This window comes from Stenotrophomonas sp. ASS1 (assembly GCF_004346925.1).
In the GTDB taxonomy this organism is placed as follows: Bacteria; Pseudomonadota; Gammaproteobacteria; order Xanthomonadales; family Xanthomonadaceae; genus Stenotrophomonas; species Stenotrophomonas maltophilia_A.
This window is the reverse complement of the sequence record NZ_CP031167.1, coordinates 1,343,259-1,354,814: the sequence shown is the minus strand read 5'-3', so window position 1 is coordinate 1,354,814 and position 11,556 is coordinate 1,343,259. Positions and strand designations below refer to the sequence as shown.

The following is an 11,556-nucleotide window of genomic DNA, read 5'->3' as shown; positions in this document are numbered from 1 at the left end:
TGCTGAACCCCCTGCTTTCCCGTTCCATGTATCAAGGACGATTGCCGATGAAGACCCTGCTGTTCCCGTTCGCCGCCGCGCTGGCCCTGGCCGCCTGTTCGCCCTCGAAGGTCGAGTTCCAGATCGACAACCCGACCGACACGCCGCTGGCACTGAGCATCGATGGCAAGGACCTGCCGGTGGCCGCACAGGGCTCGCGCCCGATTTCGCTGGCCGTCGGCGAGCATCGCCTGCATACCGACAAGCTCGGTGATGTGCGCTTCATCGTCTACGTCGACGGTCGTGGTGGCCTGATCAACCCGACCCTGAGCGAGTACGTGGTCGCCCGCGAGATCTATGTCACCGACGAGAGCAAGCTGAAGAACTTCGGCACCGGCAAGGCCGGCATCGAGCTGGGCGGCGTCGACTTCGAAGGCCCGTTCGAAAAGAGCCACGAACTGTTCATCGACAAGACCTGGACCTACGGCGTGCGCGAGCCCTTCCCGAAGGAAAAGGTGGTGGCCCACGTCGACACCAGCGGTGGCCAGATCGTGGCCAAGGTGTTCACCGCGCCGGACTTCATCGCTTACGTGGAAGAAGGCATGGGAGAGCCCGGTGCGTTCAAGCGCGAGCAGCCGGCCGGCTACGTGGCACCGGCATTCAGCCTGGAACCGGCCCCGGCCAGCCTGCCGGCGCTGGTGCCGGCCTTCGAGGCGCATGCCGCGCCGCTGCGTGAGGTCTATGCGCGCTGGCTGAAGGCCACCACCGCCGATGAACAGAAGGCCCTGCGCAAGCAGGACTTCGCCGCGCAGATGGCCTTCACCTCGGCCACCGCCACCCTGGGCAGCGGGCTGGGCCGGGAGGCCAACGAGGCCTACAACGACTTCGTTTCCCAGCGCAGCCAGCTGATGGGCCGCAGCGCCCTGGTGGTGCCCTGAGCTGACTGGCGCCCCCTGCCCGGCTGCGCTACCGTCGCCTTCCAGACGAAGGCGTACGGGTGGTTTGCACGCATTCGGATAGAATTCCCCTCTTCTTTACACGACGGCTTCCGATGAATCCGAACTACCTCGACTTCGAGCAACCCATCGCCGACCTGGAAGCCAAGATCCAGGAACTGCGCAACGCCAGTGCCGGGCCGGCGGTCAATGTCGAGGCGGAAGTGCACGCGCTGCAGGACAAGCTGCGCATGCGCACCGCGCAGATCTTCCGCAACCTGACCTCGTGGCAGGTGCTGCAGCTGGCCCGTCATCCGTCGCGCCCGTACACCGCAGACTACCTCCGCGTCATGTTCGATGAGTTCCAGGAGCTGGCCGGCGACCGTGCCTTCGCCGACGACAAGGCCATCATGGGTGGCCTGGCACGCATCAATGGCCGTGCAGTGATGGTGATCGGCCACCAGAAGGGCCGTGACACCAAGGAAAAGATCAAGCGCAACTTCGGCATGCCCAAGCCGGAGGGCTACCGCAAGGCCCTGCGCCTGATGAAGATGGCCGAGCGCTTCGGCCTGCCGGTGCTGACCCTGATCGACACCGCCGGCGCCTGGCCGGGCATCGATGCCGAATCGCGTGGCCAGTCCGAAGCGATCGCACGCAACCTGATCGAGATGGCCGAACTGAAGGTGCCGATCATCTGCACCGTGATCGGTGAAGGTGGCTCCGGCGGCGCGCTGGCGCTGGGCGTGGGCGACCGCACCGTGATGCTGGAGTACTCGGTGTACTCGACCATCACCCCGGAAGGCTGCGCCTCGATCCTGTGGAAGGATGCCGGCAAGGCCAAGGATGCCGCCGAACAGCTGGGCCTGACCGCCCCGCGCCTGAAGAGCCTGGGCCTGGTCGACAAGGTCGTGCGCGAGCCGACCGGTGGCGCCCACCGCAACCCGACGCAGATGGCCAAGCGCCTGAAGGCGGTGCTGCTGAACGAACTGGACGCGCTGGACAAGCTGTCCACCGAGCAGCTGCTGGAACAGCGCTACGCCCGCCTGCGCAGCTACGGCACGTACGAAGCGGCCTGACGTAGTGCCGGCCGCTGGCCGGCATGCAGGTAGGCCTGGTAGTGCCGGCCGCTGGCCGGCAACACGCAGGTGATTGCAGAAACGAAAGCGCCGGGCAATGCCCGGCGCTTTCGTTTGCGCCCTGACGGCATCCACGCATGGCGTGGATCTACCGGGTGCAGATGACCCCGCCTCAGAATGGCTTGGCCAGCACCAGCCACACGATCGGAATGAAGGCCAGCAACGGGATCTCGTTGATCCAGCGCAGCGCGCGCGACGACGGCAGCGCCCTGCCCTTGGCCACGCCCTTGAGCAGGCGCCCGATCCAGCTGAAGTACACCAGCAGTAGCACCACCAGCCCCAGCTTGGCATGCAGCCAACCGGCGCCGCCCGAGGCAACCATCGTCGGGAAATCCGGAATGACCTTGTAGCCCAGCCACAGCACCAGGCCCAGCAGGAACGCCAGGCCGAACATCGAGTGGCCGAAACGGTACAGGCGCAGGCCCATCAGCTGCAGGCGCTCGGTCACCGCCGGCTGGCCAGCGGTCTCGGCCAGGTTCACCAGGATGCGCGGCAGATAGAACACCGTCGCCATCCACGCCACCACGAACACGATGTGGAAGGTCTTGACCCAGTAATAGCTCTGCATGCGCTCGCTCCGGCGGCTGGCGTAGGTTGGCGGCCATTCTCGCATGCCGTGGCAAGGCCGCCGCAGGCACGCACGCCGCGACACATCGACGCATGGCACGCCGCAACGCCGTACGATAAGCGCCGTTTTCCCCGATCGTGCACCGCCCCATGGACAAGACCTACGACGCCGCCTACTTCCAACGCTGGTACCGACGTGCCGACATCGGTGGCAGCGCCCGCCTGGCACGCAAGGTGGCATTGGCTGTGGCCAGCGCCGAGTACTACCTGGAGCGACCGATCCGCAGCGTACTGGATATCGGCTGCGGCGAAGGCGCCTGGCGTGCGCCCCTGCTGAAGCTGCGTCCGAAGGTCGAATACCTCGGCTTCGACAGCAGCGAGTACGCTGTGCGCCGCTACGGCCGCACCCGCAACCTGCACCTGGCCCGCTTCGGTGATTTCGCCTGGCTGCGGCCCTGCGCCCCGGTCGACCTGCTGATCTGCTCGGACGTGATGCACTACGTGCCCGACCGTGAGCTGCGTGCCGGACTGGCCGGCGTGGCGGAGCTGACCGGCGGCGTGGCCTTCCTGGAGACCTTCGCCGCCGAGGACGCGTTCGAGGGCGACCACGAGGGTTTCCAGGCCCGCCCGGCGCGCTGGTACCGGCGGACGCTGGCCCGGCACGGTCTGCAGCCGGTAGGGTCGCATTGCTGGCTCGGCCCCGCTCTGGCAGGCGATACGGCCGCGCTGGAGCGGATGTGAATCCGGATTCATTATTTTCAGCCAACTTAACCTGCGGGACACCCGGATGGGATATGCTGCGCGGCAACATATGACCATACATATTCGGTCGTCATGCTCTATCAACTGCACGAACTGACCCGCAACCTGCTCGCCCCCTGGGTGCACCAGGCCCAGGCCAACGCCAGGTTCTTCGCCAACCAGGGCCACTGGTGGTCGCAGATGCCCGGCGCTGATCGCCTGGCGGCGGTCAATGAACTCTTCCATCGCATCGGCAAGGATTACGAGAAGCCCGAGTGGGGCATCAACGAAATCGACGTCGATGGCGAGCGCGTGCCGATCGTCGTGCACGAGGAAGTGAGCAAGCCGTTCTGCAAGCTGCTGCGCTTCAAGCGCCACAGCAATGAAGCCGACCAGCTGCACACCATGCTCAACCAGCCGTTCGTGCTGGTGGTGGCGCCGCTGTCCGGCCACCACGCCACGCTGCTGCGCGACACCGTGCGCACGCTGCTGCGCGACCACCGCGTGTATGTGACCGACTGGGTCGACGCGCGCATGGTGCCGGCCAGCGAAGGCGAGTTCGGCCTGGACGACTACATCGCCTACATCCAGGAGTTCATCCGCCACCTCGGCGTGGAGCGCCTGCACGTGGTGAGTGTGTGCCAGCCGACCGTACCGGTGCTGGCTGCGGTTTCGCTGATGGCCAGCCGTGGCGAGCCGACGCCGCGCACGCTGGTGATGATGGGTGGCCCGATCGATGCACGCTGCAGCCCGACCGCAGTGAACAACCTGGCCACGCAGAACCCGCTGTCGTGGTTCGAGAACAACGTCATCCACACCGTGCCGGCCAGCTATCCCGGCGCCGGCCGCCGCGTGTACCCGGGCTTCCTGCAGCACGCCGGTTTCCTGTCGATGAACCCGAGCCGCCACTTCAGCTCGCACTGGGACTTCTACACCGACCTGGTCAAGGGCGACCTGGAAGACGCCGACGCGCACCGTCGTTTCTACGACGAGTACAACGCGGTGCTGGACATGCCGGCCAAGTACTACCTCGATACCATCCGCGTGGTGTTCCAGGACTTCCTGCTGCCGCGTGGCGAGTGGGTGGTCAACGGCGAGAAGGTCGATCCGTCGGCGATCCGCGATACCGCGCTGTTGAGCATCGAAGGCGAGTTGGACGACATCGCCGGCCTCGGCCAGACCGAAGCGGCGCAGGCGCTGTGCACTGGCATCGGCGCGGACCGTCGCGAGCATTTCATCGTTGAAGGCGCCGGCCACTACGGCATCTTCAGCGGCCGTCGCTGGCGCGAAGTGGTGTACCCGAAGGTGCGCGATTTCTTCGCCGCGCATGCCGAAGCACCGGCGGCGAAGGTCACGAAGAAGAAGAGCAACGTCACCCCGTTGCGGCGAAAGGCGGGGTAACTCGCCCAGGGTGGGTGCCGACCTTGGTCGGTATGCCCTGGTAGATGCCAACCTTGGTTGGCGCTCTACCCTGAATCCCGGTATCTGATGGATTGTGCCAACCAAGGTTGGCACCTACCGAAGCGAATTCCGCCAAGCGCCCCTGCACTGATGGATCGTGCCAACCAAGGTTGGCACCTACCAGAGCGAAGCCTACCGAAGCGTGGATTCCCGCTTACAGCCGCACGAGCAGGTTCTTGGCGATCAGCCCATGCAGCTTGCCGATGCCGCGTGCCAGATGCATCGTCAGCAGCAGCAGCAGCGCCCCCGCCGCGGCAACCGCGATCGCCACCAGCGGCGAGGCCGCCATCGGCAGTACGTTCACGTCGTTGATGTACACGCCGGGGATGTCGCCACTGAAGATCGCCGCGACCGGCGCCCAGATCAGGCTCAGCGACAGCGACAGCAGCGTCACCGCGATGGTGAAGTAGATCACGCCCAGCGGCAGCATCAGCACGAAGTACAGCAGCGTCAGCCAGGTGCGGCCATCGGTGAACATGTCGCCGATGCGCTGCAGCCACGTGCGGCTGCGGTCGGTGTAACGCGGACGACGTGGCATGCGTTCGCCCAGCAGCGCTTCCACCAGCCGCCCTTCCAGCAGCGCCAGCCCGCGCACCGAACCGAAGAACAGCACGGTCAGCGGGATGCCGATGATCAGGATCAGCAGGCCCAGCGACAGCGACAGGCCGGTCACCACCCAGGTGAAGAAGAAGATGCCGGTGGCCAGTGACAGCAGCATGTAGAACAGCGCACCGTAAGTGTGCGGATCGGCCACCACGCCGAAGAAGCGCGCCAGCAGCGAACGCGGCACCGGTACCGGCGGGGGTGCGGCCGGCTCGACGCCACTGGCTTCCGCCGCCGCACGCAGCACCGGCGCGGTATCCGCACGCGGTGTACGCAGCGCGCGATTCACCGTCACTTCGGTCTCGCGGTAGATTTCGGCTACCTCGTCCGGCGCACCGTAGCTGCCGGCAACGTCGGCGATCACCTCGGCCTCGCTGCGGCCGGGCTGCGCCGCCAGCTCCGAGCGCAGGTATTCCTCGGCGTCGTACAGCGCGTCCTGCACCATCGCCGGGTCGGCGCCTTCCAATGCCGCGCGCAGCTGCGCCAGGTACTGCGGGATGGTCGTGGGCAGGGCTCGGCCTGCCAGGCTCGGGTCGTTCATTGCGGTACCCCCTCCAACACGGAATCGACGGAATCGCGTGTGGCCTGCCAGGCTTGGCGCCATTGCGCCAGCACCTCGCGGCCACGTTCATTGATGCGGTAGTAGCGCCGCGGCGGCCCGCTGCTGGACGGCTCCACATGGCTTTCAAGCAGGCCGGCGCCCTCCAGATTGCGCAGCACCGGGTACAGCGCGCTCTGCTTGCCGCTCAGCACGCCCTCGCCCACCCGCTCCAGCTCCTTGGCGATCAGGTAGCCGTACAGCGGCTCCCCAGCCCGGGCCAGCACCGCCAGCAGGGCCAGCGACACCGTTCCAGCGCTGAGTTCCTTCTGGAACTTCTTCAGCTGGACATCGTCCTCGGACATGACCGGCCCTCCACTACGTTGAAGTCCACAGTAGTGCGAAGTTCGGTATAGCGAGTGTGTCGTTAGTCACTCTGCCGGTTGGCGTGGCCGGGCCGCTCACGCAGAATCGAAGCCTCGTTCATGTTCCGGGGTTCCCATGCCGCACCGCCGTCGCCTTGCCCTGACCGCCCTCGCCCTGTCCTGCCTGCTGCCCGTCCTGGCCGGCGCGGCCACGCCCTACCGCAGTCCGCAGCAGATTCTTGATGCTTCGGCGGCCAGCGACTGGCGCACCCCGGACCCGGCCAACCTGCTGTACATGGACCTGCCGGCCGGGCGGGTGATCATCGAGCTGGCGCCGCAGTTCGCCCCGCGCCATGTCGCCAACATCCAGACCTTCGCCCGCGAGCACTTCTGGGACGGCACCAGCATCTACCGCTCGCAGGACAACTTCGTGGTGCAGTTCGGCGATGCCGATGCCGATGACGCGGCCAAGGCCAAGCCGTTCGGCAGCGCCGCGCGCAAGCTGCCGGCCGAATTCGAACGCGCCAGCGCCGGCCTGAAGGTCAGCGTGCTGCCGGATCGCGATGGCTGGGCCGCGCAGACCGGTTTCGTCGACGGCTTCCCGGTCGGCCAGGACCCGCAGGCCGGCAAGGCCTGGCTGGCGCACTGCTACGGCATGCTCGGCGCTGGCCGCAGCAACGAGGAAGACAGCAGCATCGGTGCCGAACTGTACGTGGTGACCGGCCAGTCGCCGCGCCAGCTGGACCGCAACATCACCCTGGTCGGCCGCGTGCTGAAGGGCATGGAGCTGCTCAGCGCGACCCCGCGCGGCCCGGCGCCGATGGGTTTCTATGCCGACCCGAAGCTGCGCACGCCGATCGTGTCTATCCGCCGTGCCAGCGATGTGCCGGTGGCCGAGCGCACGTCGATCCAGGTGCTGCGTACCGACTCGAAGACGTTTGCCGATACTGTCGAAGCGCGTCGCAATCGCGTGGATGATTTCTACAAGCGCCCGGCGGGGCATATCGATCTCTGCAGTATTCCGGTGCCGGTGAAGTAACGCCGTCGCGGGTTCTGCGCGTGGCGCGTGCTGAAGGTGCTTCATCGTTCATGGGCGTTACTTTTCTTTTCGCGCGAAAAGAAAAGTAACCAAAAGAAACGCGCCGCCAGGTCGCGAGCCGCCGTGCTTCGCACGCCGGTCCCCTGCGCTTCTCGGTGAATCAGGGGACGGCGCGAGGAAGTCAGCCGACTAGCAGTCGGCTCTACAGGACATCGCCGCCTCTTCGCCCCTGATTCCCCTGCGATGCTCGGCTCGCTCAAGGCGGACTGGAAGGTCAAGATCAACGGCAAAGGCATCCACGCATGGCGTGGATCTACTGGGTGCAGCTGTGGCCTTTGATCTGGGTCCGCCTTGAGCGAGCCGAGCACCGCAGGTCCGGCGAGGGCGAAGAGGCGCGGGTGTCTGAGCGCAGCGAGTTCCCGCGCCGTCCCTCGACGGGCCGAGGAGCGCAGGGTACCGGTGCGCAGCACCGGCTCGCGACCTGGCGGCGCGTTTCTTTTGGTTACTTTTCTTTTCGCGCGAAAAGAAAAGTGACGCCCATGAACGATGAAGCACCTTCAGCACGCGCCACGCGCAAAACGCCAACGCATCAACCCTTCTGACTCACCGCCACGCTACCCAGAATCAACGCACCCGCAATCAGCATCTGCAGCGTCACCGGCTCACCCAGGAACAACCACGCGAACGCAGCGCCGAACAGCGGAATCAGATAGGTCACGGTCGACGCACGCGACGGGCCGATACGGCCGATCAAACGATAGAACATCAGGAACGCCAGCCCGGTGCAGGCCACGCCAAGCGCGATCGCTGCGCCCCAGGCCTTGGCCGGAATCGCCGCCTGCGGCCAATGGCTGACCGCCATCGGCAGCATCCACAGCGAGGCACACGACAGCGTTGCCGCCGCCGCGGCCGCCGACGGCAGGCCGGTCATGTGCCGCTTCACCAGGTTCACGCCCAGGCCGTACAGCAACGAAGCCGCCGCACCGGCCAGCACCGCGGTGCCGATGCTCAGGCCGGAGACCTTGGCAGTGGCCAGCACCACCACGCCGGCGAAGCCGACCAGCAGCGCGCCCGCACGGCGCATGCCGATCTTCTCGCCGAAGAACAGGAAGGCGATCAGCGCGGCGAACAGCACGGTCATCGCATTGCAGATCGCACCGATCGCGGCCGGTGCCTGTTCGGCGGCATAGGCGAACAGCACGAACGGCAGCGCCGAGTTGATCAGGCCGATCGGTGCCAGCCACAGCCAGCGCCGCGGCGGGAACTGCGCGCGGGCGCGCCACAGGAACGGCAGCAGCACCAGCGCGCCCAGCACCAGCCGCACCTCGACCAGCGCGAACGGGCCGAACGACGGCACCGCCACCCGCATGAACAGGAACGAGCAGCCCCAGATGGCGCCCAGCAGGGTCAATTCCAGCGGCGTGCGCCAGTCGCGCTCGGCCGCCTGTGGGACCGCATTCATGCCCTGCCTCCGTCCATCGTCTGTTCCTCGCCAAGGCAGACAGGATCAGGCGCAGACGCCCGCCACACAAGCGCGTAGTATCGCTGCCAGCCACAAATATGGTTTGAGGCTGGACATGCAGCTACGCCCTTCCCTGCTCCCCGCACTGGCCGTGTTCGCGGTCGCCGCGCGCCACCAGAACTTCGCCCAGGCCGCCCAGGAGCTGCACCTGACCGCCAGCGCGGTCAGCCACCATGTGCGCCGGCTGGAGGAGGTGCTGGAAACCCGGCTGTTCCTGCGCCACGCCCGCGGCGTGCGCCTGACTGCCGAGGGCCGGCAGCTGGCCGACGCCGCCAGCGCCGCCTTCTCCGATGTCGCGGCCGTCGCCCATCACCTGCAGCCGGATGCCGACAGCGTGCCGCTGCGGATCACCACGCTGCGCTCGCTGTCCTACTGCTGGCTGCTGCCACGGCTGCCACGCTTCACCCAGGCCCATCCGCACATCCGCATCGAACTGCACACGGGCAGCGGTCTGGATCGCTACGACGACAACGGCCCGGAAGTCGGCATCCGCTATGGCCTGGGCCAGTGGCCGGGCCTGCGTGCACAGCACCTGATGGATGACTACCTGTTCCCGGTGGCCTCGCCGGCGCTGGCCGGGGTTGAAACGCTGGTCGATCCGGCGCGCATCGCCGACCTGCCGCTGCTGACCGATCTGTCGCCGCAGGGCTGGCGTGACTGGTTCCGCCATGCCGGCGTGCGCCCACCCTCGCCACTGCCGCCGATGCACACCTTCGCCGACAGTACCGATGCGATGCGTGCCGCGGTGTACGGCATGGGCGCGGTGCTGGCACGTACCCACATCGCGCAGCCCTACCTGCAGCGCTACGAAGTGGTACGCCTGCCCGGCCCGGCACTGAAAGCGCGCTATGCGTATCACGTGGTGCACGCCGAAGGGCAACCGCCGAGCCACGCCGCGCGCCTGTTCATTGACTGGTTGCTGGAGCAGGCGCAGGACGAACGCACGCCGATTCCCGCGTTGCCGGAAAGCCTGCTCGGGCGCCCGGCCACACGCGCCTGACTGCGCCCTCACCCGTTCTTTGCTTCACGCTGGCTAGGCTGCAGGCAACCCCACACCGTATCGACGCCATGGCCATGCTGCGACTGCGCATCACCGGAACCGAAGACGACGCCCGTGCCATCAGCGACCTGCTGCTCGGCCTGGACGGCATCGAACATGTCGAGGAAACCGACGACCTGATGCCGCACATGGACGACGACGATTCCAGTTCGGCCGGGCTGTCCGATGACATCGGCCCGGGCATCCACGAACTGGAAGTGGAAGTCGGCAATGAAAGCACCGCGCAGAAGGTGCGCGATGCCGTGCAGGAACTGGCACTGGAGCTGGACGTGTTCGTCGAGTACGAGACCGACGAGGGCTGATGCCGGCGGGTTGCCGGCATCAACCTTCACCTCAGAGGCTGGGCGGCAGCCTGCGGCGGCGGCGACGCCACCACGCCCGCACACCCCAGGCCGCGATCAGGGCCAGCACCGCCACCGGCAGCAGCGCGGCCGCGGCGCGGATCAGGAACGCAACGCTGGTACTGAGGATGCTGCCCGATTCGCTCAGCGCCTCGCCAATCTCGCTGCGGCTGCGCTGGCCCGAGGTGGTATCGAAGTGCATCGTGACCAGCTGGGTATCGATGCGCCGGCGTTGCTGCGCCGAATCCTTGTTGGCCTGTTCGACGCCCGCTTCGATCTCCGACAGGCGCGTGGTGATCGCCATCAGGTCCTCGATCTTCAGGTCCTTGCGGTCCTGGTAGGACAGCAGCCGCGCGTGTTCCTTCTCCAGCCGCGCCTTGGTCAGTGCGGTGTCTGCTACCTCCTGCGCCAGGTCCTCGGCGCGGGTATTGCGCGACTGCAGCGTGCCCCCCTCACCGGCCAGAGCGATCAACGGCTCGGTGCCCTTCGGCGCGATGCGTACCTTGACCTCACCGCTGGGCTGCTCGCCACTGCGCTGGTCGACCTGCAGCACCGCGCAATCACCGAACTTCGCACTCTGGCAGGCCTGCGCCACCTGCTGGATGCGCGGTGCAATCTGCGCCGCTTCCAGCTGGATCTGCACGTCATGCTCGTAGGCCAGGAACGCACCTTCCGGCGAAGCGACAGCAGCATCGGCAGCGGCGGCACCCGCCTCCTGCGCCCTCTCGCCGTTCTTGGCACAGGCCGCCAGTGCCAGCAGCAGCACCGGCATCGCCACCACACGCGTCCACGCGCGCAGCGGCGTCACAGTGCCGCTCCGTCGTAGGACATCACCGCCAACGTGGCCAGATCCACCTGCGGTACGCAGCGCACGTTCACCGCCACCATCGGCGTACCGGTGCGCGGGTCCACCGCTTCGCTGTAGGGGGCAACGCCGCACTCGCGGCAGTGGTGATGATCGATGTGAGCTTTGTTGAAGTGGTAGGTGGCCACGTCCGCGGGATTGGTGCTCAGCTGGAACGCCTCGCGCGGGGCAAACCACAGCAGGCTGCCGCGGCGACGGCACATCGAGCAGTTGCAGTCGATGACGTCGCTGATCGGCGCCTCGGCCTGTACGGTGAATGCGATCCTGCCGCAATGGCAGCTTCCCTGGTATTCCATGTCCTGCGCTCCGCTGGAGGGTCCTTGTCAGTGCCCATGGTAATCCTATGGCACGGGGACAAAGCAGCCCCGGAGGCCTATGCTCGGGAATTGACCCCAGTACAGGAA

The 11,556-nt window shown here is 66.9% G+C and carries 14 protein-coding genes; 8 read left to right on the top strand and 6 right to left on the bottom strand.

The features are described 5' to 3' along the window. Nucleotides 1–47: 47 nt before the first annotated feature. Nucleotides 48–917: a hypothetical protein gene (locus tag MG068_RS06280; protein WP_132809694.1), complete on the top strand. Its 870-nt coding sequence runs from the start codon at nt 48–50 to the stop codon at nt 915–917. Nucleotides 918–1,030: 113 nt separating this feature from the next. Continuing rightward, nucleotides 1,031–1,990, top strand: coding sequence for an acetyl-CoA carboxylase carboxyltransferase subunit alpha (locus MG068_RS06275; protein WP_032128332.1), 960 nt, complete (start codon nt 1,031–1,033; stop codon nt 1,988–1,990). Nucleotides 1,991–2,162: 172 nt separating this feature from the next. Here the strand turns inward: MG068_RS06275 and MG068_RS06270 are convergent, their stop codons facing one another. Then, nucleotides 2,163–2,618, bottom strand: coding sequence for a CopD family protein (locus tag MG068_RS06270; RefSeq protein WP_032128333.1), 456 nt, complete (start codon nt 2,616–2,618; stop codon nt 2,163–2,165). Nucleotides 2,619–2,767: 149 nt separating this feature from the next. Here MG068_RS06270 and MG068_RS06265 point away from each other — a divergent pair, with 149 nt between their 5' ends. Then, nucleotides 2,768–3,358 (top strand): class I SAM-dependent DNA methyltransferase, encoded by a 591-nt coding sequence (locus MG068_RS06265; protein ID WP_049399560.1) that lies wholly within the window; start codon nt 2,768–2,770, stop codon nt 3,356–3,358. Between the two features lie 93 nt (nt 3,359–3,451). After that, the gene (locus tag MG068_RS06260) at nt 3,452–4,759 is read left to right on the top strand and encodes a polyhydroxyalkanoate depolymerase (protein ID WP_132809692.1); all 1,308 of its coding nucleotides are present in this window, start codon (nt 3,452–3,454) and stop codon (nt 4,757–4,759) included. A 214-nt stretch (nt 4,760–4,973) separates the two neighbouring features. Here the strand turns inward: MG068_RS06260 and MG068_RS06255 are convergent, their stop codons facing one another. Together MG068_RS06255 and MG068_RS06250 are read right to left on the bottom strand one after the other, a co-directional pair. After that, nucleotides 4,974–5,963 carry a sensor domain-containing protein gene (locus tag MG068_RS06255; protein ID WP_132809691.1) on the bottom strand — a complete coding sequence of 330 codons (990 nt, stop codon included), beginning with the start codon at nt 5,961–5,963 and terminating at the stop codon, nt 4,974–4,976. Next, on the bottom strand, nt 5,960–6,325 hold the full coding sequence (locus MG068_RS06250) for a PadR family transcriptional regulator (RefSeq protein ID WP_032128337.1): 366 nt from the start codon (nt 6,323–6,325) through the stop codon (nt 5,960–5,962). The genes MG068_RS06255 and MG068_RS06250 overlap by 4 nt, the downstream gene beginning before the upstream one ends. Before the next feature lie 136 nt (nt 6,326–6,461). Here MG068_RS06250 and MG068_RS06245 point away from each other — a divergent pair, with 136 nt between their 5' ends. Both MG068_RS06245 and MG068_RS06240 read left to right on the top strand, forming a co-directional pair. After that, on the top strand, nt 6,462–7,364 hold the full coding sequence (locus MG068_RS06245) for a peptidylprolyl isomerase (protein ID WP_132809689.1): 903 nt from the start codon (nt 6,462–6,464) through the stop codon (nt 7,362–7,364). A 302-nt stretch (nt 7,365–7,666) separates the two neighbouring features. Then, complete coding sequence (locus tag MG068_RS06240) at nt 7,667–7,966, top strand: hypothetical protein (RefSeq protein ID WP_132809687.1); 300 nt, start codon at nt 7,667–7,669, stop codon at nt 7,964–7,966. On the opposite strand, the gene MG068_RS06235 is transcribed toward MG068_RS06240, so the two are convergent. Then, nucleotides 7,954–8,826 carry a DMT family transporter gene (locus MG068_RS06235; protein ID WP_032128339.1) on the bottom strand — a complete coding sequence of 291 codons (873 nt, stop codon included), beginning with the start codon at nt 8,824–8,826 and terminating at the stop codon, nt 7,954–7,956. The two genes, MG068_RS06240 and MG068_RS06235, sit on opposite strands and share 13 nt — an antisense overlap. 115 nt (nt 8,827–8,941) lie before the next feature. Here MG068_RS06235 and MG068_RS06230 point away from each other — a divergent pair, with 115 nt between their 5' ends. Both MG068_RS06230 and MG068_RS06225 read left to right on the top strand, forming a co-directional pair. Then, on the top strand, nt 8,942–9,886 hold the full coding sequence (locus MG068_RS06230) for a LysR substrate-binding domain-containing protein (protein ID WP_032128340.1): 945 nt from the start codon (nt 8,942–8,944) through the stop codon (nt 9,884–9,886). Between the two features lie 68 nt (nt 9,887–9,954). Further along, nucleotides 9,955–10,248 (top strand): hypothetical protein, encoded by a 294-nt coding sequence (locus MG068_RS06225; protein WP_005415831.1) that lies wholly within the window; start codon nt 9,955–9,957, stop codon nt 10,246–10,248. Nucleotides 10,249–10,279: 31 nt separating this feature from the next. Here MG068_RS06225 and MG068_RS06220 read toward each other — a convergent pair whose 3' ends face one another. Together MG068_RS06220 and MG068_RS06215 are read right to left on the bottom strand one after the other, a co-directional pair. Then, the gene (locus tag MG068_RS06220; RefSeq protein WP_197655712.1) at nt 10,280–11,059 is read right to left on the bottom strand and encodes a DUF4349 domain-containing protein; all 780 of its coding nucleotides are present in this window, start codon (nt 11,057–11,059) and stop codon (nt 10,280–10,282) included. A 32-nt stretch (nt 11,060–11,091) separates the two neighbouring features. Next, nucleotides 11,092–11,448 (bottom strand): GFA family protein, encoded by a 357-nt coding sequence (locus MG068_RS06215; protein ID WP_046983156.1) that lies wholly within the window; start codon nt 11,446–11,448, stop codon nt 11,092–11,094. Between the last annotated feature and the right edge of the window lie 108 nt (nt 11,449–11,556).